Here is a 22,851-nt window from a genome sequence, read left to right on the forward strand (position 1 = left end):
ATTGCGCGACCTGCTTTCGGACGCAGAGCCGGTCACCGTCCGGGAACACAGCGCAACGCAGATGCTACAGCGATGGGATCGCATCGCAGCTCGGGTTGTCGCACAGGGGGATTATAACGTGATCTCGGGGGCGCTGCTCCCATTCGACCCCGACACCGTCGCGTTTTTTGAAGACAGGCTCCGCTCCGTGTTGAAATTGAACCCCGACGTTGAACTGAGGCTGACACAGGATCAGCTACACCGTTCCGCACCCCTCTTCACCAATGCCTGGCTCTTCGCACATCTGCCGAACCTACTGGATCCGGAACCACCACAAATCAGCAACAGCGATGGCGACAACCTGCTCTTTCACGACATGCGCTTCCCCCTCGCCAGCAAAGTGACGCAAAGCCAGGTATCTGAAAAGCTAACACAGTCCGCAGAACTCGTGATCTCAGGCCAGAAGGATTGGACCTGGCTTGACCTCGACACCCCGTCCGGCACCAAGCACGGCACCGGCCTCGTGTTGGACAAATCAATGTCAGGGGCGTCCGTGCTTGGGTCCCTAGATCTGAAAGGTCGGACACTCACACTTTCTGTGAATTCTGAAGCGCGCGCCGCACGCGGCGAAGCCCTGGTCCGGGACCTACTGGGGGATCTGGTGAAGTCACCGCTGACATCAATCCAGACCGTCGAACAGATGATGGGGGATGACAGCCTGGAGAGCGAAGTGGCAGAAGAAGAGGACATCCCCCCTGCCCTTGCCCGTCAGATGGCCCACGAATATCTCGAACAGCACTACCGCGATACGCTTGACCAGCCGATTCCTGCCCTGGATGGCAAGACCCCGCGTCAGGCCGTTCGCAGCACCGCGGGCAGGAAAAACGTCATCGACTGGCTGAAGACAATCGAAAACCGCAGCGCGCGCCAGACCGGCTCTCCGGTGGCTGAGTATGATTTCGGCTGGATGTGGGACGAGCTTGGTCTGTCAGACTACCGAAATTGGACCAGCGATGGTTCTTGCAAAAACCGTTCCAAAGCTTCGCCTCCTGAACCCATCGACTAACCCATGTTTTCCCGGCTGCGTCTTGCAGATATGTGGCAAGGGTTATGCTGTCGCTGCGCGTCCAGATGGTTTGCCTCGTGACAGCCGGGGCACAACAAAATTTCAGTCTCCGTGGACACACCGGTTTCATAATCGAAACAGTACTCTTGACCACATATTTCCAGCACCTCTCCACGCTTGGCCAGTTCCGAACTTGTCACCTCACAGTGATGACAAATTCCGTCCAAGAGAGCTGATTGGAGTTCAGAAAGAACCACTGTTTTCTGAAAATTGCACACTCTGTCAATCATAACCGCTTCAGGCTTTCACAAAACGGTGAATAGAGAAAGCTTGTGAAACAAGAATTCAACGGAATGTGACATAGCCCAATGGGTTCGAGATTTAGTTTCGCCGATCATTGCCTGTATGCTGCGGGGCGCGTCGAACTTTCACGTCAGCCTCCATCCGACAACAGACCCGTGCACATCAAAATACAATCTGGGCTAGTCCTCCCAGCGAAACGCGTCGTTGTCCGCCTTCACCCGACCAATAGACGGCAAAGCGAAGTGGTTTCCCAGCACAATACATCCTGTTTCCGACGCGCTTTCCAACAGTTTCCGAAGGAATGTCACGGCCATCTCAGCATCGGAATCAAACGTAAATGCCACTCGGGATGCCCGCACTGGGCGGTTTTATGGATTGCATCACCTGTTATCAGAGCGCACCGGTCGCCACTGGTGATTTCGACCGAGACATGACCGGGTGTATGGCCTGGCGTGGGGATCAGAGTGACGGAATACACCCTGTCGCAGTCCCAAGGTTCACAGGAGGCCCGAGACAAAGTAGTTTCTTGTGCAGAGGTAACGGCAATAGGCGTGGATCAGAATGGCGCGACAGCTCCCACTCGAAGGTGACAAGACCTTTCTGGTTTACGCCGGCACTGGCACCGACCTGATTTTCAATCATGGAGTTGAGCTTCCCGGTTTCGCGTCGTTTCCATTGCTGGAAGAACCTGGCACCAGGGTGATACTGGCCGGTCAAATGCAGGCACTTGTCGATCTGGCCCGTGAAATGAATGTCGGATGCATCCTTGATGCGCCCACATGGATGGCGAACGCCGACCGGGCAGAGCCCTTGGGGTACGATGCAGAGCGGCTCGTCGAAGTAAACAAAGATGCGGTCAGTCTAATGGAAGACGTGCGCCAAGCTTCCGCTCGCGATGATGTACTGGTGTCGGCCTGTATCGGTCCGCGTTATGATCCTTACGCCGACATCCCGCCGGTACCCATCGAAGATGCACGTCAGTACCACGCTGCTCAAATGCAAAGCCTGAAAGACACAAGCGTCGACCTGGTCACCGCTTATACATTCAACCGTCCAAGCGAGGCAGCGGGTTGCATCCTCGCCGCCCGAGACGCTGATCTGCCGATCATCATGTCTCTGGTTGTTGAGACAGACGGGTGCCTGGCAGACGGAACCAAACTTGTGGACGGCATAGACCAAATCGACGCGGCAACCGACTCGGCGGCGATGTTTTTTATGGTCAACTGCGCTCACCCTACCCATTTCGCCGGAGCGATTGGCAACCACCCCCGGCTGAGAGGCCTTGTGGCGAACGCTTCGAGTTGCTCGCATGCGGAACTTGACGAAGCGGATGAGCTGGACGAAGGCGATCCAATTGAACTTGGTAAACAGATTGCCGCGATTGCGCAGCAGAATCCGTCGATTCAAGTATTTGGAGGATGCTGCGGTACCGACATGCGCCATCTGAAATCGATGATCAGCGAATTAGCATAGCCAACTTAGTTCAATCTGAGCGATATCGCTGAGATCTAAGGTGCTCCCGTAATTTCTTTCCACAACTTGTTAGGAGATCGGCCCAAACCGGTCCTTCGATTGATGTTCAAGACGCTGCGCTGCGGTGCGTCTTAGCTGTTATTCGCCGCACTCGCAAAACGAACAGGCTGTCGAAGGTCTAAAGCGCGAGACGAAGCTGGCCTTAGACAATTCGATCTTGATGTCAGCCCTTAATTTTTTTGCCGCCAAAGCTGGCCGCTGATGTTAAACGGGTTTTGGGTTGTCGCTGCTCCGAATTACTTGCCGCGCATTCTGTCGATCTGTTCATCAATGTACATCTCGACCTGCAAGTGGCTTTCTTCGATGACATCCCGGATATTTTCAGTTTGCGTCATGAAGTCTTTGTATTTCTTGAGCGCCTTGTGCGGGTTCTTTTCCAAGCGCAAAGATTGCTCGCGCTTTTGCCATGATGGAATAGGATCACGCCTGTTTTTGAAGGGGTAGTTTGCGCCAATCCAGTTGACAAAATCAAGCACGCTGCCACCGGACCATTTTCCCGTCGCAAACTTCTTACCTTCTTCCTTGAACGCCAACCGCCAAGCTTGGCTTTCAACGATAGCTTCATCACGTGTCATCTGTCTCGGTCCAGCCGTGGCGATCATCCCAACACCAATGTCCTGCTGTTCTATGATTTCGGTCATATGATCCGCCAGTGACGAAACCAGATTGCAGGCTTCGAATGAGATGCCTTCTTGGAGCGTCAGGCAACCACTTTGGTACTCGTCAAATACATGAAAACCTATTGGTTTTGATCCTAGGTGTTTCTGGGCTCGCTCTGGCAACACCGTAGAAGGGCTATAGCTCATCGTATTGGTTTTATAGCGGCCAAGAACACCGCAAACCAAATAGAAGTAGAAACGCGCAAGAGCAGGCAGGATGTCCTGATGGTGCAAGCCGATATGGTAGACCTCGTTACGATAGCTATGGCAGATTGTGATACTTTCTGCTTCTTCGGCACTCAGTTTGTGGTGTGATCTGAAAAATGAGACTTTGGCATCAAAATGCCTGCCAAGTGCGGCTCTCAAGTCCGACTCGTCGGCGTAGGTCTTCTCGCGGTTCAAGAAGTTAGTTCGCTCACGCTGTTCGTCCTTTGCCATTTGATGTAACACAAGCTCCAGAACATTGTCTGTCAACATGAGCCCAAATCGTGCGTTGTTCGGATCACCCTTTGAAATATGCTCAGCAGCAAGGTCAAGTTGTTCAATCGCATGGGCAAGAAATACCAACACCTAATTTTTTCCTTATGCGGCTGATGAAACGCAGCTCGGTATTAACCATCTCAGCTGAAAATCAAAAAGCGTTGCGCCAGACGTTATACCTCTATTAGCCAAGCAGACGTTGGTCGACGACGCAGCATTCGTCAAGGATGGGCTGATTTTGTTGAAAAACTCCCAATTTGCGTAAACTCGAGTCAGAAATTGGCCGGACAAGGCCGACGGGAGTTTTCAGCTGAGGGGTCGGCCAAAATCTGGCACTGTCCACCAATGGGCCCCGAAACGCCAGTCATCGGTATCAGCAATGAACTTTTCGGATTTAGTGCCCGTTCGCAGAATATCGGGGCCTCCCAGATTTTCGAGTTTTTCAACAATATCGGCTCGAAGCTGACCCCGGCGCAAATGCGGCATCACAGTGGAGCGGACCGACATTCATCGGTGCGCACGGTCCAGAGCTGCCTTCCATTCCTCTGAAATGTGCTGCGCCGTAAAAGACGATAGCAGACATTGCCTGCAGTCAAGAAAAACCGCAATTTCACAAGGGTGACCTTGTGCACTCCCGCATCAAGTCAATGAGGCATAGGATGAAGCTTGAAGAATACTATCGGCCTAGGCTGGCTGAAGCAGGATACGATCTCTTGGCCGTATTTAGCCGGTTCGAGTACGCAATGAAGAAAGGCGGATTTCGCCGGGAGGCTTACCCGGACGCCGCTTGGCACACTTTTGCTCAGCGCCTACCGCAAGAGTTCTTTCAAAAAATGGTGGGGTCCGACCAAGCGAAAATATACTTCGAGGCACCTCCAGATCACCTCGTCACGACCAACGATGGTGGCGTGGACTGGTCAAGAAACCCTGTTGTACCACACGATACAGCAAGCCTCTTCCAAAGCATCAAAACCGCTCGAAATAACTTGTTTCATGGTGACAAAAAGCACGACAACCACCGTGACACCCAGTTGATGAAAGCTGCGCTCTTCGTGCTGAATGAAGCCTACAAGGAAGCGGAGCGTACAGATGGGTTTGAAGGATTCCTTGGCGCGATGGAGTTTGGACTGTAGCCTTGGCCCATACCGGTCACTCAACCATGGTCTCGAATGCTGCGGACGCAGCCCGCTTAGCGGTCATTCGCTGCACTTGCAATATTGAAGACCGAGCGGACTCACACATCGTGGACATAGCCGACATTCACTTTCGGGACTTCGCTGACGCAGCATACTTTCGCACGCGACAGAGTCTGTTTCACGTCTGAACGCCCCTCATTTTCCTTGTGAAATCAGCTCATATGAGAGACAATATAAGGTAGGGTTGCATCGCTGAAACACTACAGATGTGCCCAATTCAACATCAAAAGAGCCGCCAAGGCCTGACACGTTCGAGCACTTATGGACCCTGTTTCAACCGCATTTTATGCACAGCATTTCAAAATTGCGTTCCTTGAAAAGAAAGGAACCGAATTCCAGGATTGGGTTGCCAAGCTCGGCAGCCATGCCCTCGGGGCCGATTTCGAGATTGTGCGTCCTTACGGCAAACAAGGCGACTGGAAATGTGATGGTCGCCAGCTCAGCACTGGAACGATTTTCCAGTGTTATGGTCCCGAAACGCCCACCGATCAAAAGACAATTGCGAAAGTGAACGTCGATTTCGCAGGCGCGCAGATCAAGTGGCCTGATTTCATGCAACGATGGGTGTTCGTTCACAACATCCCCGGAGGTCAACCGCCGGCTGTCGTGTCCCATCTTGATATACTCCGCGCCGAAAATCCTGGTATTTCTTTTGAGCTTTGGTCTGAAAGTGAGCTTTTCGACTGGCATGTCATGTTAGACGATTCACGCGCTCTTTTGATGTATGGTGCTGTTCCCAATCAGCAAATTGCCAGTGGCATTGAACTTGCGGATTTGCAGCCGGTGATCGACGTTTTGCAACGCCGCGATCCGGACCCGGCCGAGCCCCTGCCTGCACCACCATCCGCAAAAAAGCTGGAAAAAAATGAACTCTCGGTCGAAGCCGCCGATTTGCTGCGCCTTGGGCGACGCAAAGTACGACTTGTCGAGACCTACTTCGAAAAGGCAGGTCCCGTGGAAACCGGTGAAAAAATCGCTGAAGCCTTCCGCGATCATTACGCTAAACTGAAAGCCATGCAACTGGACGCCGATCAGATGTTTTCTTACCTGCAGAAATTCGCAGGCGTTAGCGGCGAGCCAAAACGCCAGGCGGCGGCTATGGCCGTCATGGCATACTTCTTCGACAGTTGTGATATCTTCGAAGATCCCGAAACCGAGGTCACTGGCTCATGATCCTGCCAACCAAACATGTGCGCGCAGATCGGGCCCTCATCGGGGTCGGTGGTGAACTGCTCAGCTTGCTTAACGAACCGATGACCGTTTCCCGGCTTTGGGATGCAATCCGTGAGCGCCGCTCAACGGCAACACCCAACGCACCTGTTGAATACACCTGGTTCATTCTCGCGCTAGATTTTCTGTTCATGATCGGTGCCGTGGAAGCCCGGCGCGGCATCATTGTGCGGGCTGCGTCATGATCACACGACTGAGCAGCAGCCTTAACAGCTTCAAATCACTTGAATTTTCGTCCGGACTGAACGTCTTGTTGGCCGATAAGAGCGAAGGTGCAACAGATCTTCAGACACGCAACGGCGCTGGCAAGTCCAGCTTTGTCGAAACCGTCCACTTCCTGACCGGCGGCAACGCCAAAACAGACAGCATTTTTCGCTCTAACGCGCTCCTCAACGAAAGCTTTGACATCCAGATGGATGTTGGCGGCGATAAGATCACCGCTGAGCGCTCCGGCTCTGCTCCAAGTAAGATTTTCCTGAATGGCCCCGTCGAGGATTGGCCAATCCCGCCAAAATTCAAAGAAGATCGTGGTCTCTTCGAGATTTCAAATACCAATTGGTGTCACACCCTTGGTGCCAAATGGTTTGGGCTTGAAGCGCCGCCCGATTCCGACACCAAGTTTCAACCCACTTTCAGGTCCCTCTTTGCGTACTTCGCCCGGCGCCAGGCAAGTGACGCGTTTCAGACGCCGACGCAACAGGCCGGCAAGCAACAAATATGGGATCAACAAGTTGCCATTTCCTATCTCCTGGGCCTTGACTGGCACGTCTCTCAAGACTTTCAGGGGCTTCGAGAGAAAGAAAAACTGGTTAAGTCGCTCGGGAAAGCCGCCCGGTCCGGGGAGCTAGGACCGCATTTCGGTCGCGCGGCAGATTTGCGCACGAAAGTAGTCGTCGCTTCTCGTCGCGTGGAACAAATCCGCACTCAAATCGACACATTCCAGGTTATCCCGGAGTACCGTGAGCTGGAGTCCGAAGCCAGTGACATAACCAGATCCATCAACGCGCTTGGAGAAGAGAATTTCGTTGATCGCCAGTTGATCAAAGAGCTTCAGGCATCCCTGTTGGAAGAGGAAGCACCCGTCACAGAGGATCTTGAAAAGCTCTATGCTGAGGCAGGTGTTGTCCTGCCCGAGTTGCTGACCCGCCGCCTCGATGAAGTGCAGAATTTTCATCGCACTATTCTTCAAAACCGGGCCTCGCATCTGAAAGCGGAGCTGTCATCTGCCGAAAATCGCATCGAGAAGCGCGAAGAAGAGAAGGAGAAACTCGACACCCGCCGTCGGCAGATCATGACCGTTCTGCAATCAGGGGGCGCGCTTGAGCAATACACCGCTTTGCGCGAAGAGATGGGACGTGCAGAGGCTGAGGTGGAAACCTTGCGACAAAGGCTGGACACAGCCGAAACGCTGGAAAGCACGAAAACTGAACTTGACGCTGACCGAAACCGGTTGGCCCAAGCGTTGCGCGATGACATCCGGGAACGTAAATCTGTTCTGGACGATGCCATTCTGGCGTTCGAGGAGCTGTCACAATCTCTCTACGAACAAGCTGGCAGCCTAACGATCGACGCCGGGACAGCGGGACCACGTTTTGAAGTCAAAATCGACGGTCAGCGCAGCAAGGGCATCACCAATATGCAGATTTTCTGCTTTGATCTAATGCTCATCGAACTGTGCACCCGGCGTGGCACGTCACCAGGCTTTCTGATCCACGACAGCCACCTCTTCGACGGTGTCGATGAAAGACAGGTCGCCAAAGCGCTACAACTCGGCGCAGAGAAGGCCGCAAGTCTCGGCTTTCAATACATCGTCACGATGAATTCCGACGCGATCCCCTCGGAGGGCTTCCAGCGTGGATTTAACATCTATGATCACGTTCTACCTACGCGCATCACTGATGCTGTCGACGATGGCGGCCTGTTTGGCATCCGTTTCTAACATTTGAACCGACAGCCTTTTCGCCCCCCCCGAACGGGCATGGCCTGTTTCACCGCCGCACAACGGCGTCCTTAGCCGCGCACTTGCAGCGATTTTCATACTGAGAGCGCGCGTAGCGAAATTCGAAGACTTCCGTAGTGGGATCGGAGGGGTCATTCGTCAGGTTTGCAAGGATCGACCGCTCAGCGGACAAACCCTATCTCAGCACCTGCAACGCATTAGACGCCTGAGCAAAAAACAGTGTAATTGTTGATTTCCCAGCTCCAATTTAGAAACAACAACAATGAAGACAACAAATCACCTGATATTGGGTGGTTTGTTAAACGAACTTTAGAACTGGGTAATTCGAGGGCCGACTGACAGAGCTTCCTCTGCTGCAGGCTCAGGTTCCTCACTTTGGCGAGAGTTGGATTGGATTGCTAAACTTGCCTCCTGCAAAGCCGGATCGAATTCTCGTTTGAGGACAATCGGCCTTTCTGCCTTTATCGCCTTTCCAAAGGCCAAAAACTCGAACCGCCCAAGGTTTGGAATAAGCCGTGTATGCTGGGCGCTATAAACGCTCTCGAGGAAGTTGAGGCTCGTTTGGTCGATCAAGCTATGGGTCAAAAATGTATTGCACTGTGACAGAATAGTCTTGCTGACTAGTGCAGTGCGCTGGCTGATCACCATAAGCCCAACGCCATATTTTCGACCCTGCAAAGCAATTTGCCCGATGCGGCTAACTACAAACTGCGTATTTGCGTCAAAGCCCGCCCCAAACACCTCAGGGACGATTGTGTGGGCCTCTTCCAAGACGATTAGGATTTGCCTTTCACGACGGTTTCTTTGAGCCCAACGCATAATCGTCGACAAGTACAACTCGGTCAGCCGGAGTGTGGCTTTTGTGTTGGCGATTTCTGCCAACTCGAAAATCCCAAGGTAGGTTTCTTCGGACCTCAGAAACTCATCAACTTGTGCTTCAGCGTGCGCTTTAAGCGCGTCTACGCCCTCCTGCAGAGCTTTCTTTTCTGCTGGTGCACCGTAGCTTCCAGTCTCAACCGCGAATAGTTTTTCCTCCAATTCGGCGGCCTGTGCAGGCGTAGGAGATGGAAAAGCTAGGTCCAATTCCGCGAGCCGCGCCCGATAGTCGCCGGTGAAATCGACGCAAAAGACTTTTGTGCCTCTCGCAACTGCCTGCCGAACTACGTCGAGAGCCAGTTCAGTTTTCCCTGTACCAGTCACACCAAGTACGGCCGTGTGGTACTCAACCAGTTCATCAATTCTCGCAACCGCTTGGACACTAGTGGATGGCACCGTACCAATAGGGAATTCGCGGTCGCCCACGACAGGATCGTCAAACTGCCTGCTGCCAGCGGAAAACAGCGGTGTATTCATGGAAGGCAGCCAAGTGTATTTGGTAAAACCGTCGTCGGGCGAATAAACGCCAAGTTGAGATGCCTTTACTATGTGAGTTCCGCGAGGATTTTGATCGAAGTTTTCTTCGTACGTCTCTGCGCCCACGATCTGATAAAAGATGTCTTGGCCTTCAACGTGCGCAAAAATCACATCACCTTCATGTAGCCCCGAACGGCTGGAAACTTCAAAATGCAGAGTTCCGATTGTTGAATTTTCCACAACGAAGCCGACCAGCTTGCCATCTTTCGCGCCGCTGAGGTTCTCAAGGAATTCCACTGTCTTCGCTTCGTCGTGGCTGGCGCAGACGGACCCCACAGGTAAGCGAGCAGGTTCAGCCAAAGTCGCTACGCATAGTCCTGTTCCAACCACGTCAGAACCCTGCGTCTGCGAAAACAATGAGATCACGTAACGCTGCGACCCATCGGGTAGGCTGGCTGTAAACAAGTGGTTCGGTTTCCATGCCCCCACCGAGTTTAGTTTGACGCGGACTATGTCTGGATGATCGACTCTTGCGATGGATCCAACCGTCGGCTGTTTTTTTAGCTCATCGGCGTCAGACGAAAGTTGTCTAACAGCAGAGAGCAGGCGTTCTATAGGTTTCCCAACCACAATCAGGATCCAATAGAGAATAAGCCAACTCATTTTTTCAAACGAGGCTTGATAGTTCGCGATGATGCTAACAATTGCTGGGGCGGAGAACAGAATTTCGCCTCGACCAAATACGCTGGTCAGCTTGAACGCAAAATGACCCGTTGGGGACCTTTGATCCTTGTCATGTAACACCAGCGCTGTGACTGCCGAAAACACAACCGCACAAGCGAAAAAGACGGTTCCCCATCTCACGTGTTTGAGTTGCGCTGAAAACAACTGAACATTGGTCAGGTCCATCGTTGTAAGCACCAGGACGGCCCCTACAGCGCTGATGATTGCATCCCTTGGTGGGACAAACCAAGGCGCTGATAACAGCGCTAGGAACCAAAGTGAGATCGCACTTATCAGCCAGACAGACTCTAGCCCGCCAGTCGGTAATGTTTGACCAGTCGCCCAGATGAAAATTACGTACGCAACTAGTGTGTTCAGCAAAAGCGCAAGAAAGCGTTCCTTAATAGACGGATAAGACAAATCAATTCTCGTTCAATTCTTGGTTGTGGCTAATCCTAGTATTTATCAGCCGGAGGAGGAAGCGCAGAACATCTTCTGGGTTTTTTTGCGTCTATCGCCAACCACCATTGAATGCCTCATTGGGCTCCCGAAGGCGTCGAGCAAGCGCGTCGATTGAGGCGGCTGTTTGGCGGATTTCGGGAATACCACTTTCGAGATCATCGAGGTTCATTAGATCAATGGACTGAAACCTCTCATCAACTGAGCGCAGTAATCTGGCTCCTTGCGTGCGGAGCGTACTGGTTTCCTGCTCCTCCTGCGAAGGTTTAAATGCGCTAGAACCTAGCACTGGGGGTTGGGCTAGTTTATGTTGCCGCCACTTTTCGAGGTTCAAACCGCAGTCCGATGCAAGCTTATGATAGCTCCCTCGGACGTCAGCCAGCGCAGACCGGGCTTGAAGCCTAACGTCTCGCTCATGTGCCTTGTCAGCGGAAAGAACTGATTGTCTTGCGACACCCAAAGCCAGAACTGCAATACGCACAGCCAGTACGCTCGCAACCACGGCGATGAGAGTGGCGGTTAGCGTAATTGCCTCCATCCAGTTGTTCTGAAACCATGAGATCAAATTAGACACGACGGGCACCTTATGTAGATATTCTTATTCAACTGTATCTACATATGGTGCCACAGATGCCCGATCACAAGCCAAACCCACTACGCATAACGCGACCCTTGCAAAATCCTCGCAACGCTCAGCGCCCAGCATCCGCCTTGCCAGAAGAGCAAGGCAAAAAAGATAGTATCGAACAGCGTCTGAATTTTCTCTAGCGCAAAGGCTGTGTCAGGTGCACCCAGAGAAAGGCTTCGAACATGTAGCTAAGTTTGGCGGCGGTAGAGCTGTACATTCTCGGAATGCGGGGCCTTCATAAACTACTGAAATATAATATATTATATTTATGAAGTGGTGCCCGGGGGCAAAATCAAACTACCGGCACGAAGATTCTTAAGCCCAGAACCAATAGATCGAGTGTAGCCAGTCTGCTGTGAATGGCAGCTTTCTAAAATCTCTCGACTAGGTTTCGCGCTTGCAGCGAATGACCGGAATCCGCCCTCCCTACGAAAGTTGCGCGTTTCAACAAAGACATAGTTGGGCTCGAAACTGACATTCTCGTACCAGCAAAAGTGTGCCATCAGGCAGCTTGGGCGCCGCCCCCTGCCCTACCCGCCTCTGACCTTACGATCAGATGATCGCAAGTGCGTTTAGCATAAGCCGCATGCTTGAAGATAGCGTTCTTGTCCGAACGCAGGACTTTGAGCCAGCTGTAGAGGTAGGAGGCATTCATCTCGAGCGTAACGTCGAGATAGCTGATCAGAGAGACGTTGTCGTCACGAGGCAGCTGTTGCAAGCAACATGCGTAAGACACATGATTTCATGAAAGGCCCTTCGGCAGAAATAACAGACCGGAACCCGGCCCGAACCCGTCAGAAGCACCCCAAGGTCCCTCTTCCGTCAGTCACAAACCCCAAAGGACACTTTCACTTTCCGCGGGCCCATTGGCACCAGACGGGACTCTTTGGGTCCAGCACAAATGCAGATGTCTTTGATTTCGGGGGGTAATTTCAGATCGGCATCCTAGATCGGCAACAATTATCGGCAATTCCTTGCCAGATCTTTGAAAATATGTATATTTTTCAATTGCTTTACGACTACGAAGGATCGGCAAAAAATGCTCGAAACCCCGGCCAGGATAGAACCTTGCTTCTTCGAAGAGTATATTCCCACTGAATTGGCAGACCTCTCGGTCGATATCCAGAGAGAAGCCACGCAACTTGGACAAGGGTTGCACCCGGATAGTGCAGCTGAACTTGCCGATCTGGTTCGGGTGATGAATTGCTACTACTCGAACCTCATAGAAGGGCACAATACGCGGCCGCGCGACATCGAGCGTGCACTTGCCGGCGCAGAGCTCGAAGAAGAGACCCGGCCCCTCGCACTAGAGGCGCGCGCGCATGTCATTGTTCAGCGCGCCATTGACGAGATGCATCGCGAGGGCACCCTGCCCCGGCCTACATCCATTGAGTTTCTGACCTGGGTTCATAAGAGCTTCTACGACGAGATGCCTGATGAGTTTCGGGTGATCGAACATCCCGACGGAACGCAAGAGCCGATCTTTCCGGGGCGCATGCGTCAGGAAGGAGAACGAGAAGTTGCGGTAGGGCGGCACCTACCACCCTCGTCATCTCGTGTTGCATCGTTCATGGATCATTTCGACAAACGGTTTCAGATCGCGAGTCGATCCTCCAGCGGACGGATTATCGCGATTGCCTCCGCGCATCACCGGCTGAACTACATCCACCCATTCCCGGATGGTAACGGGCGCGTCAGTAGATTGATGTCACATGCCATGGCTCTGAACGCCGGGATCGGTGGTCAAGGCCTCTGGTCCGTCTCGCGTGGACTTGCGCGCGGATTGACTGACCGAGGCGAATACAAGCGGATGATGGATCTTGCTGACAGTCCGCGGCGTGGAGATCGTGATGGGCGTGGCAACCTGTCGGAGACGGCCTTGAAAAGCTTCAGCGAGTGGTTCCTGAAAGTGACTCTCGACCAGATCACATTTTCTGCAAAGCTGTTCGATCTCGGCGGATTGGATAAGCGCTATCGTCGCCTCGTTCAGGATACGATCGATGACAAGCGTGCACCCGATCTGATTGCAGCCGTCCTGCGGCATGGGGCACTGGAACGGGGCGATGCCCAAGTCGTGCTCAAGACATCCGAACGTACCGCGCGCAACACACTCAGCAAGTTGACCGCCGCGGGGTACCTAACTTCATCTTCTCCCAAGACACCGGTACGGTTAGCTTTCCCATTGGATTACCGGGAACGTCTTTTCCCCAACTTGTTCGGCGATGGTGATCTGCCTGAATAATGATGGCAGGCAAAGTAGGTACTAAGTTGGCAGGTTCGTTGATTGGATACTAAACCACCGACCGGCTGGCGCCGGTGGGATTTGCGATGTGCTTTTCCAGATACTGAAGTACGATGTCTTCGGTAATTGCACCGTTGGTGGTGGAAAAATACCCGCGTCCCCAGAACCGACGTCCCCAATAGCGCCTGCGCAATTCGGGGAATTCGCGCTGCACCTTGTGAGACGAACGGCCCTTCATCCTGCGCACCAGGTCGGAGATGGCAATCTTCGGCGGCACCGACACGAACACGTGGACATGATCAGATGACAACACACCGCGCAGGATGTCGACCTCGTTCTCCCGGCACACTTGGCGGCAAATGTCGCGCACCCGCAGGCGCACCTGACCGGTCAGCACCTTGAACCGGTACTTGGTGGACCAAACGAGATGGTATCGATGGTAGAAAACGCAGAGCTTACCGGTGTCATACTGCATGATCGTATCCTCCAATGCGTGGAAACCAAAGGCTGGGGAGGTTGCTCATGTATTTCAAAGTCCACCGCGGTGGACGTCTAGTTGTGCTGCCTGAGAAAGTGGGTAGAAACAATGAGAACATCGTCTGGGTTCGTCCTTCATAGATAAGAACATATGATGTGCAGTTCTGCTGGCCTATGTGATTTGAATTTTTTAGCCCTCGTAATCCCGAAATTTTTGCCTCCCACCAAGTGTCCACCGCGGTGGACATCAGGCAGTCCACTAACTGGTTGCTGAGAGACGTTCGACCAAAGCTGCCGGATTAAACTGGCTTCGTCGCTGACCCAGAGTTATGCTGTGAAAGTAGGCTCCAAAATCTCTGATGCGTTGGCCGAGCTGGAGCATGATGAAGATTGCGCAGGAAGCTTTCTGGGTTCCGACAATATTCTTTGCTTTTTCGAATGTCTCTGGGTGAATGCCCATCATTGGGGCGAGCGTTCGAGCATGGTTTTCAATATCAAACCAGTTTCTAAGCTGGTCAGTGGAGAACGACACCGCTTGATCGCAAACTGATATCAGTTTTTCAGGGCTGAGATTTGTATTGGGGGATTTGCTTTCTAAATCTTTTTTTTCTTTTTTAGACTTTGATTGGTGGCGGACAGTTTGTCCGTCATTGGCGGGCAGTTTCATCGTTTCAGGCGAGTCATCCGGGGTGGACAAGCACTGACATTCCGCATCCGTGTCTGCGAGCAGGGCACGATATTCGGTGAGGCTCAGCTTTCTTCTCAGAGCCCTGCGTGTGTCTTGGATGAACGAATTTGTAGGATCGTTTTCTTCCAAGTGCGCGAGTTTTGTCAGGATCAGTTTTCGGACAAAAACTTGATCCCGCCGGATGTTCTCCATCTCCTGGGCGATGGCGATGAGTTCGCTTGCGCGTTGCAGTAGGGGGGTAAGAGACAAACCAAAGCTGACGCATTCACCGTCGGACGAGCGAACACGGTAGCGTTTGCAGTTCGAGCTGTCATTTCGCCTGATAAAACCAAGTTCAATGAAGCGGGTGATATGCCTACGTAGCGTCCGCTCGTCAATTCCGCCAACTCGCTGGCAGATGGAGGTATTGGATGCAAAGACCGTTTCGCCATGCCCTGGTTTCAAAAAACTCAGCATCGCTTGGAGTGTTTGCATGTGGCCGGGACGTAGACCGAACACGCTGCGCGCGTCTCTCAGAGCTCTGAAAATGGTCCAGACGTCGGTTTCAGATGATGATGTTGAATTGGATGGCGCATCGGGTTCAGCGCTTCCGATCGATAGTTTTGTGAATGCCATGGTTTGTTAACGATGACCATTTGGCCCACACCTTCCCCGTCTCTTCCCCGGATTTCTGAAGGGAAAAGGCAATAAAAGTTGGTCCACCGAATCGGTGACTCTTGACCGGTTTGCTGGAGGTTGCTACATCATAGGTGCTAATCAGATGATGAGGGCTCTCCAGGGGAAACTTTGGGGGGCTCTTTTCTTTTTGGTCTTCGCTTTTCTCCTCTGCTCGTGTTTTGCCTTTTGGCTGGGATTAGGATCCCGAGCCGCTTTCATTCCGCCATTGTTCGAAGAGTTGCAAAAGTGTGACGTCTGCGCGCTCTTCTAGCCACTGGCCGAATTCAGGATTGTCCTTTTTGAGGACCTTGATGGCGATAGATTTGTCATCGACCGTTAGAGTACCCAAAGAACCGCCGTTCGTATCCTTGATCACCGATGTCTGACCGCGACTGATTGGCCTTTTTTCTCCACGGGCTTTGCTTGAGCAAGCGGTGTAGACCGCCTGGAACTTCTCGGGGCTCGGGGTGTCGTCGGGCAGGGCGGCGATTACCTTCTTGGCGATGTCCACCAGATCTGTTTTCTCCGATAAGGCAGCTAGATCACCCCACTGTCGACGCCCGATCCCATGGGCTGGCCCGATGAGATGAACTAACCCATCAGGAAGTTGCTCTATTACTACCCGGTGGTTGGATACGCCTTGCCGCGTTAACCCCAGAGCATCCTGAATGACGCCGGGCTTATACCCAGATTCTTGCATCTCTTTGATAAATATTGATTTCTCAATGAAAGATGGATCAATTCTGAGGTTGTTCTCTTGGCCCTGCGCGATTAACGAGGCATCGTCATCCAAAGTCCGAACGATTGCCTTAACCGTTCCACCGACACTGCGGATTGCGGCAAGCCTACGACGGCCATAGATGATACGATACCTGTCCGGCTGGGCCGATGGGCGCACCATGATCGGCACTTGCTGGCCATGTTTGCGAATACTCTCTGCCAATTCGTCGATACTGGCGTCTTCCAGCACTAACCGATCGCGTAGACCATCCATGTCGATCTGAGCGGGGTCAATATCCCGGATCGAGTTTGCCGTGATCTCGCGCAAAGAGTCGCGCAATCCGCCAACAGACCCAGGCAGCTTTGCCGCTTTTGGCTGGGCGGGGGAGGGGGACGCGTTTGCTTTCTCGTCCTTTGGAGCCTGATTGAAGATTTTCCGGGCCATCAGCGGCGCCCCCAAGCCATTTGGATCGTCTGCTCCAACTCATCAGCGACACCGTTTACGCTCGTCAGGGCTCGATCAATTGTTTTTCTGATGAACTGGCTTGGGTCAACTTCGTAGACGGTTTGTTGGGTCATACCTGCGTCCGAGATCGCTGTCGATTTCAACATCGGCTCTGTCATGACCTGGCCGGCCAGAATTGATCTCAAGTAGCCCGCCATTTGAGTCTGTGGACCGTCGGAAGGTTCGTACCTCGTGATTAGGAACTTAACGAAATCCCAGGTAACGCGCCGACCAATGGCCTCTTCAACGGCCTTCACTGTTTCTGAAGCAAGCTTCAGAAACTGGCTCATGGAAGCGATGTCTAACATACCGGGTACAACCGTTACCAAGAGCCCCGTGGAGGCTGCCAACGCGGTCAGGGTCAGAAAACCCAGTTGTGGCGGGCAATCGATCAAGACGATGTCGTATTCTGTTTCGACCTCTTCCAAAGCACGCGCGAGCCGCTCCGCAAAAATGGGCTGCGTCCTCCGTGTGAGGGCGTTTGCTGTCTCGGTCTCGTACTCGGAGAGCATCAACCCGGCTGGGACCATGTTGAGCTTGTGGAAATATGTCTTTTGAATAACAGACGATAGAGGGACTTGCTCCTCATATCTCAGGGCATCATAGATTGTGCCGCCTTCTGCGAACTCGAGCTCGGGTCGGAAGCCAAAGAACGTCGTCAAACTTGCTTGCGGATCGAGATCTAAGACCAACACTCGGTAGCCGCGTAAGGCATACCTTTGCGCAAGATGGATTGTCGCCGTCGTTTTTGAGGAACCGCCTTTGAAATTGACGACCGAGATGACTTGAAGGCGGTCGCCCTCGCGTCGCCCAGGGCGATAGGCTTCAGCGTTCTTTCCTGTGCGTACCAAGATGTCACGCAATTCATCAACTTCTTGAGCCGAGTAGAACCTGTGACCTCGATTGTCAGTGTGCACGTCAGGGAAGCTGCCGTCTTTATGCCGGTTGCGCAGGTTTGAAGGGCTAACGCGCAGAAGACCCGCAACTTCAGTGGAACTGAAGCGTCGTAGGGCTTTTCGTTCCTCAGGTTCGAAGGCAATCTTCATCTGGCGATCCAGAGATTCGGCCAGATTGTCGGCAAATCCTCCGATGTCAGAAGAGCCTATACCTTGCGTGTATCCAACGTTACGTTCATCCATGTACTGCCGCCTACTCATGGCCTTTGTTAAGGCTCTTGGTTGTTCTGACGGTATACAGCGTGTCTGACGCTTTTTGCCGTCAGTAAGGGAATGCCATGAACATGTGTGTCCGGCAAGAAAAATCTAAATGTAGTGTAAAAGTTATCCACAGCACCAATAGAGTTTGACATGTGGGATTGGATTTAAATCATTGAAGTTAAACGAAATAGCACCAAAAATCGCGTATATCCGCTATTTTAGAGTTTTGTTTGGGTGAGAAGCGAACCCTAGCTAGTACTGAAGCATTTTGATGATCGAGGCGTCGCTATCTGCCGAATTCTACAGGATTCGGTGTGCGGAAGTGTATCGATTCATCGCCACTTTTTTAAATGTGAATTTGCTTCGTTCTTACCAGCGGTGCCTATTACCAGGCAAGTCTGGACAAACGACTATTTATTGTCGCGACCGATAGGGCAGGGTGCCCACTTGTCGGCGAAGCCAGGCCGGTCAGTTACAAACCAAACATTTCCGACAGGGGTCGTAACAGATTCGTTCTTGTGAACGGGTGCCAAACCGCGCGGCGCGTTGGCCGGCATGCCGCGCACATAGAGATCGGTCAGAGCGTCCTGATCCGCCTGTGACAGGGCAGGGGAGGGGACAGGAAGATAGGGCGCGGGTGTCGATTTTTCCTAACCTGTAGACTGCTCTTGGTTGTTTTCACCATGTTTCACGGTTGGCCTTATGCTGGGTTGGCCCTTTAAGTGTAGACTTGGATCTAATTTGTGCCGGTACTTGTTTGCAAAATTGCAGGTTACTGTGCTGCATCTACTAAGGTTTGAAGCCGGAGCGGGGCAGGGACCTACGGGTTAAGGACCAAAGCCGTCGCGAGTCCAGTGGTTAAGGAAAACCGACACTTCATGGGGCACATTCTGCGCTGATTTAGGTGAGATTTCAATAAACGTGATAAGGGATACTTATCGAGTGTAACTTGAAACTGATAGCGCAACAAAAGTAACGAGCAAAAGTAACAGATTTTGCGCGTAAAGTAGGTAGAGGGCTTGCGGAATAATAAAATCGGAGGTTCTGTCGCAGGTCTGTAAACCAATTGGCATCGACATTGCGCTGGAACCGTTGGCAAACTAAATGAAATGAACAGATATTTTGCCACTGAATTGCCTTTCTGGAAGTTTGCCAGAAACACGCTGATCGTCAGTTGCCTTGCGTTGTTTCCGCTGTTGGCCATCTTCGTTTTGCGCACGCCGGGCTTTGCGACGCACCTCCTGAACAGTGGTCCCGCGTTTGTTCGGTTTTTGCGTCAGGTGGTGACGAATGGGTTGCCGGTCGTTTTCCTTTTAAATTATCTCAGCTTTTTTCTTTTCGCCGTTGGGGTAAGGGCGCGGGGCAGGGGGGCCATCCCGGCCCGGTATCTGCTAATTGACCTGCTGCTACGGGCCGTCCTGTTCATCGCGCTGCACGCGCTGATCTACGCGCTTTCGGCAGACTGGTTCGGGTCTTTCGGCGGTGATCCCGTAGTGGCGTTGCGGGTAGTCGGTCCGACGCTGGTACGCTCCGCCTACTTCGAGAACATCTCAGGCGTTTACCTGTACGCCACGCTGGTCGGAGCGCTGCCGCTATACCTATCCGTCGTTCAGAGCCAGATCGCCCACGGTACTGGATTTGCAGCCCAACTGGCACGTCGCGTACCTGGGCGCGGCGGACCTGTGACATTGGCCCTGCTACTGATGGCGGTGTCAGTGGTCGTTCTGACCACCGCGGCGGCGCTGATTGTCCGTTTACAGTCGGTTTGGGGCTGAAGGGTCAGAACGCCCTGCGTATCGCGAAGGAGACTGCGTAATCGCGTTCAAGCTGGGGCCCATCCAGATCTTGATACACAGGGATCACGCCCTCGATACCCAGGCGCGTGCCCGCCAAAACGCCCGACCCCGGCACAAGGTAATTCACTCCGATTCCGATACTCAGAAACTGGCCGCCGCGCAGGGTCGGATCAGCGGTGGGCACCATGCCTGGGTTCAGGCGCGCATCCGACCCGTCAATGTTTTCCACGATGTCGCCGACCACCCGCAACGAGGAGCTGAACTGGTCATTCCAGCGCCGTGCACCCCAAACTGTTGCTGAATAGACGTCACCCAAGGTGTAACCGGCATCATTCTCACCCATCCGGATCACGGCGGCCAGCTGGGCGCCCCAAGACCAATCCGCGTTCTGGCCCGTATAGGTGACGCCCGGCAGCAGGTCGTAGGTGCCTGAACCCAGTTGCATGGGGTAGGGCAGCAGCTGGTCCGGCCCAGCTGGCGTGGTGTCGGTCTCGTCTATCGAGCCAGTCGGCAGACTGAGGCCAAGAGATAGTTCCAGCACCTGCCCGTCGGATTTGTAGATATCATATCCGCCGATGATCTTCAGATCGCCAAACCCCTGTGCCCTGGTCTTAAAGGTCTGGCCCATGCGGGTCTGGTGCTTCATCGTCTTGCGGGTATAGGGCAGCATCGCCATCACCGAGATCTCGTCGGTCACACCGTACATCAGGCCGACCATCGCCATGTTCATGCTCATGCTGAGCGGCGCGATCGGATACTGCGACAGAACGTTCGAGGTAGACAGCGACTGCGTTCCGGTACGATTTCCGTCCATCTCCATGTTCATGTAAGAGAACACAGGCATCAAAACACCCTCGGGTGGATGCATACCGCCAACGACACCCGTTGGCGGCACCGCGTCGGGGCGCATCATCCTGGACATGCTTCCCATACCTGACATGTTGCTGGAGGCTTGCGGGTTCATCGCCACGTTGTCAGCCGGACGGGTTTCCGGTTGGGCCATGGCAGTTGACCCAAGGCTCAGCCCCCCAGCCAGTATTACAGCCTGGAGGCGTTGCCAGACGCACGTAATCTTGCTGTTGCTCCGTGTCATGATGCCCTCGTGTTCGTTTGTTTCCTGAGTCCCTGCCCTGAAAACAAAGTGTTCGGTACGTCCATCGGTGAAGTCGAAATGGTGGGGGTCTCCAGCGCTGGAAGGTCAAGGCCGCCGGCCAGATTTGCGCTCGTCAAGCATGCATCAGCCGAAGGGGGTGCGGCAATAATGCGCTTGACCCTCCAGCGCTGGATTGTCGGACAAGGCCGCAAAACCGGAAATCCGGAGGGATTGGAATGATACCGGAAATCGGGCAGTTCGCCCTGGCGCTTGCCCTGGCCGTGTCCTTGGTGCAAAGCGTATTTCCCTTGATTGGAGCAGCACGGAACAATGTCATGTGGATGCGATCGGCATCTGCGACCTCGGTCCTACTGACAGCGCTGGTTGCTATCGCCTTCGCCGCTCTGATGTGGTCCTTCGTGGTCAGCGATTTCACTGTGCTAAATGTGGCCAGCAATTCTCATTCGCTGAAACCGATGCTTTTCAAGGTGGCTGCGACCTGGGGTAGCCACGAAGGGTCGCTGCTGTTGTGGATTCTGATATTGGTGATTTTCGGGCTGGGTGTGTCTCTGTTGGCTCGGAACATCCCACTGAAACTCAAGGCGCGCACTCTGGCAGTGCAGGCCTGGATCAGCGCGGGGTTCCTGTCATTCATGCTGTTCACCTCGAACCCGTTTGACCGGGTGTTTCCGGCACCGCTGGATGGTCAGGATTTAAATCCGCTGTTGCAGGATGTCGGCCTGGCTATGCACCCGCCGTTCCTATACCTGGGTTACGTCGGCTTCTCTATCGTATTTTCTTTCGCCGTGGCTGCCCTGATTGAGGGGCGGGTCGATCCGGCATGGGCGCGGTGGGTCCGACCCTGGACATTGGCGGCCTGGGTGTTTCTGACACTTGGTATCGTTCTGGGCAGCTGGTGGGCCTATTACGAACTGGGTTGGGGCGGCTGGTGGTTCTGGGATCCGGTCGAGAATGTCTCGTTTATGCCCTGGCTTGCTGGCACAGCGCTGTTCCATTCGGCCATTGTGACCGAAAAGCGCGGCAGCTTCAAAAGTTGGACGATCCTACTGGCCGTTTTGACCTTCTCGTTGTCCTTGTTGGGGACATTCATTGTCCGCTCAGGCTTGCTTACATCGGTCCATGCGTTTTCGGTCGATCCCGAACGCGGCATTTACATCTTGGCGCTGTTGGCTGTCGCGATCGGTGGTTCATTGACGCTGTTTGCCATACGCGCACCGGAGATGGAGGGCGGCGGTCTTTTTGCCCCGATCAGCCGCGAGGCCGGTTTGCTTATTAACAACCTGCTGCTGGCCACCGCAACGGCGACGGTTCTATTCGGTACGCTTTATCCGCTTTTGCTTGAGGCTGTGACAGGTGAAAAGATTTCGGTTGGACCACCTTATTACAACGCCAGTTTCGTGCCGATCATGCTGGTTCTAGTCGTTGTAATGGGGATTGGGCCGCTGTTGTCATGGAAGCGGGCGGATTTGCGCGGTGTTCTGTCCCGGCTCAAATGGGTGGCCGGGGTTAGCCTGCTCGTAGCGTTGCTTGTGTGGTATCTGGATACCGGCGGCCCAGCCTTGGCGGTAGTGTCGATCGGCCTTGCGGTTTGGTTGCTGGGCGCTGTGCTGACAGAGTGGGCCAGCCGAATTAAGCTGGGTGAGGCACCGTTGGCCGAGTCCCTGCGTCGGGCCCGCAGCCTACCGCGTTCTCATTACGGCATGGTCGTGGCCCATGCGGGGTTGGCTGTCTGTATGATCGGCTTTATCGGGTCCAGCGCTTGGAAATCCGAGGTCGTGACTTTTGCCGAGCCCGGAACACAGATTGAGATAGCAGGGTTCGACGTGCGTTTTGACGGTGTGGAACAGCTTCGCGGTCCGAACTATCTGTCTCGCGCGGCCACACTGACGGTATTTCGCGATGGCGCTTATGTCACCACGCTTCAAC

17 protein-coding genes and 1 pseudogene are annotated in these 22,851 nt (G+C 53.5%); 9 read left to right on the forward strand and 9 right to left on the reverse strand.

What is annotated here, in order from left to right; genetic code table 11:
* Positions 1-1,045: hypothetical protein (locus tag AC2FLZ_RS18650; protein ID WP_496882585.1), on the forward strand; the 1,045-nt coding region annotated here is incomplete at its 5' end.
* Positions 1,046-1,652: 607 nt separating this feature from the next.
* On the opposite strand, the gene AC2FLZ_RS18655 is transcribed toward AC2FLZ_RS18650, so the two are convergent.
* The gene (locus tag AC2FLZ_RS18655; RefSeq protein ID WP_496816649.1) at positions 1,653-1,826 is read right to left on the reverse strand and encodes a hypothetical protein; all 174 of its coding nucleotides are present in this window, start codon (positions 1,824-1,826) and stop codon (positions 1,653-1,655) included.
* A gap of 83 nt (positions 1,827-1,909) precedes the next feature.
* Between AC2FLZ_RS18655 and AC2FLZ_RS18660 the strand changes: the two genes are divergently transcribed.
* The gene (locus AC2FLZ_RS18660; RefSeq protein WP_496816651.1) at positions 1,910-2,821 is read left to right on the forward strand and encodes a homocysteine S-methyltransferase family protein; all 912 of its coding nucleotides are present in this window, start codon (positions 1,910-1,912) and stop codon (positions 2,819-2,821) included.
* A gap of 296 nt (positions 2,822-3,117) precedes the next feature.
* Here the strand turns inward: AC2FLZ_RS18660 and AC2FLZ_RS18665 are convergent, their stop codons facing one another.
* Positions 3,118-4,110, reverse strand: a complete 993-nt coding sequence (locus tag AC2FLZ_RS18665) for a hypothetical protein (protein ID WP_496816652.1) — start codon at positions 4,108-4,110, stop codon at positions 3,118-3,120.
* A 569-nt stretch (positions 4,111-4,679) separates the two neighbouring features.
* Here AC2FLZ_RS18665 and AC2FLZ_RS18670 point away from each other — a divergent pair.
* The 4 genes from AC2FLZ_RS18670 (at position 4,680) to AC2FLZ_RS18685 (ending at position 8,385) form a co-directional block, all read left to right on the forward strand.
* Complete coding sequence (locus AC2FLZ_RS18670; protein ID WP_496816653.1) at positions 4,680-5,153, forward strand: hypothetical protein; 474 nt, start codon at positions 4,680-4,682, stop codon at positions 5,151-5,153.
* Between the two features lie 324 nt (positions 5,154-5,477).
* On the forward strand, positions 5,478-6,389 hold the full coding sequence (locus AC2FLZ_RS18675) for an ABC-three component system protein (RefSeq protein WP_496816654.1): 912 nt from the start codon (positions 5,478-5,480) through the stop codon (positions 6,387-6,389).
* A complete protein-coding gene (locus AC2FLZ_RS18680) occupies positions 6,386-6,631 on the forward strand; it encodes an ABC-three component system middle component 6 (RefSeq protein WP_170346903.1) in 246 nt (81 codons plus the stop codon). The genes AC2FLZ_RS18675 and AC2FLZ_RS18680 overlap by 4 nt, the downstream gene beginning before the upstream one ends.
* Positions 6,628-8,385 carry an ABC-three component system protein gene (locus tag AC2FLZ_RS18685; RefSeq protein ID WP_496816656.1) on the forward strand — a complete coding sequence of 586 codons (1,758 nt, stop codon included), beginning with the start codon at positions 6,628-6,630 and terminating at the stop codon, positions 8,383-8,385. The genes AC2FLZ_RS18680 and AC2FLZ_RS18685 overlap by 4 nt, the downstream gene beginning before the upstream one ends.
* A 330-nt stretch (positions 8,386-8,715) precedes the next feature.
* Here AC2FLZ_RS18685 and AC2FLZ_RS18690 read toward each other — a convergent pair whose 3' ends face one another.
* Entirely contained in the window at positions 8,716-10,668 is a 1,953-nt protein-coding gene (locus AC2FLZ_RS18690; protein ID WP_496816657.1) for an ATP-binding protein, read from the reverse strand.
* 1,403 nt (positions 10,669-12,071) lie between these two features.
* Positions 12,072-12,233: pseudogene (locus AC2FLZ_RS18695) on the reverse strand (ArdC family protein); the annotation flags it as partial.
* 375 nt (positions 12,234-12,608) lie between these two features.
* On the opposite strand from AC2FLZ_RS18695, the gene AC2FLZ_RS18700 reads away from it, so the two are divergent.
* Positions 12,609-13,811: a Fic family protein gene (locus tag AC2FLZ_RS18700; protein ID WP_496806624.1), complete on the forward strand. Its 1,203-nt coding sequence runs from the start codon at positions 12,609-12,611 to the stop codon at positions 13,809-13,811.
* Positions 13,812-13,860: 49 nt separating this feature from the next.
* On the opposite strand, the gene tnpA is transcribed toward AC2FLZ_RS18700, so the two are convergent.
* From tnpA to repA, 4 genes are all read right to left on the reverse strand, one after another.
* A complete protein-coding gene (gene tnpA / locus AC2FLZ_RS18705) occupies positions 13,861-14,286 on the reverse strand; it encodes an IS200/IS605 family transposase (protein WP_496816658.1) in 426 nt (141 codons plus the stop codon).
* 261 nt (positions 14,287-14,547) lie between these two features.
* Complete coding sequence (gene repC, locus AC2FLZ_RS18710; RefSeq protein ID WP_496816660.1) at positions 14,548-15,591, reverse strand: plasmid replication protein RepC; 1,044 nt, start codon at positions 15,589-15,591, stop codon at positions 14,548-14,550.
* Between the two features lie 238 nt (positions 15,592-15,829).
* Complete coding sequence (gene repB / locus AC2FLZ_RS18715; protein WP_496806627.1) at positions 15,830-16,798, reverse strand: plasmid partitioning protein RepB; 969 nt, start codon at positions 16,796-16,798, stop codon at positions 15,830-15,832.
* On the reverse strand, positions 16,798-17,997 hold the full coding sequence (gene repA, locus AC2FLZ_RS18720; RefSeq protein ID WP_496816662.1) for a plasmid partitioning protein RepA: 1,200 nt from the start codon (positions 17,995-17,997) through the stop codon (positions 16,798-16,800). The genes repB and repA overlap by 1 nt, the downstream gene beginning before the upstream one ends.
* A 1,127-nt stretch (positions 17,998-19,124) precedes the next feature.
* On the opposite strand from repA, the gene AC2FLZ_RS18725 reads away from it, so the two are divergent.
* Positions 19,125-19,790, forward strand: a complete 666-nt coding sequence (locus AC2FLZ_RS18725) for a hypothetical protein (protein ID WP_050605729.1) — start codon at positions 19,125-19,127, stop codon at positions 19,788-19,790.
* 4 nt (positions 19,791-19,794) lie between these two features.
* Here the strand turns inward: AC2FLZ_RS18725 and AC2FLZ_RS18730 are convergent, their stop codons facing one another.
* Positions 19,795-20,904 (reverse strand): transporter, encoded by a 1,110-nt coding sequence (locus AC2FLZ_RS18730; protein ID WP_170417865.1) that lies wholly within the window; start codon positions 20,902-20,904, stop codon positions 19,795-19,797.
* A 236-nt stretch (positions 20,905-21,140) separates the two neighbouring features.
* On the opposite strand from AC2FLZ_RS18730, the gene AC2FLZ_RS18735 reads away from it, so the two are divergent.
* The coding region (locus tag AC2FLZ_RS18735) for a heme lyase CcmF/NrfE family subunit (RefSeq protein ID WP_496882586.1) at positions 21,141-22,851 on the forward strand (1,711 nt) is incomplete at its 3' end.

Source organism: Ruegeria sp. YKSF131 (assembly GCF_059612645.1).

Excerpts from the sequence above, each read along its gene's own strand:
- AC2FLZ_RS18725 (WP_050605729.1), top strand. The coding sequence starts at position 19,125 with ATGAACAGATATTTTGCCACTGAATTGCCTTTCTGGAAGTTTGCCAGA.
- AC2FLZ_RS18670 (WP_496816653.1), top strand. The coding sequence starts at position 4,680 with ATGAAGCTTGAAGAATACTATCGGCCTAGGCTGGCTGAAGCAGGATAC.
- AC2FLZ_RS18675 (WP_496816654.1), top strand. The coding sequence starts at position 5,478 with ATGGACCCTGTTTCAACCGCATTTTATGCACAGCATTTCAAAATTGCG.
- AC2FLZ_RS18690 (WP_496816657.1), bottom strand. The coding sequence starts at position 10,668 with ATGGACCTGACCAATGTTCAGTTGTTTTCAGCGCAACTCAAACACGTG.
- AC2FLZ_RS18680 (WP_170346903.1), top strand. The coding sequence starts at position 6,386 with ATGATCCTGCCAACCAAACATGTGCGCGCAGATCGGGCCCTCATCGGG.
- AC2FLZ_RS18730 (WP_170417865.1), bottom strand. The coding sequence starts at position 20,904 with ATGACACGGAGCAACAGCAAGATTACGTGCGTCTGGCAACGCCTCCAG.
- repC (WP_496816660.1), bottom strand. The coding sequence starts at position 15,591 with ATGGCATTCACAAAACTATCGATCGGAAGCGCTGAACCCGATGCGCCA.
- repA (WP_496816662.1), bottom strand. The coding sequence starts at position 17,997 with ATGGATGAACGTAACGTTGGATACACGCAAGGTATAGGCTCTTCTGAC.
- repB (WP_496806627.1), bottom strand. The coding sequence starts at position 16,798 with ATGGCCCGGAAAATCTTCAATCAGGCTCCAAAGGACGAGAAAGCAAAC.
- AC2FLZ_RS18660 (WP_496816651.1), top strand. The coding sequence starts at position 1,910 with ATGGCGCGACAGCTCCCACTCGAAGGTGACAAGACCTTTCTGGTTTAC.
- tnpA (WP_496816658.1), bottom strand. The coding sequence starts at position 14,286 with ATGCAGTATGACACCGGTAAGCTCTGCGTTTTCTACCATCGATACCAT.
- AC2FLZ_RS18685 (WP_496816656.1), top strand. The coding sequence starts at position 6,628 with ATGATCACACGACTGAGCAGCAGCCTTAACAGCTTCAAATCACTTGAA.
- AC2FLZ_RS18700 (WP_496806624.1), top strand. The coding sequence starts at position 12,609 with ATGCTCGAAACCCCGGCCAGGATAGAACCTTGCTTCTTCGAAGAGTAT.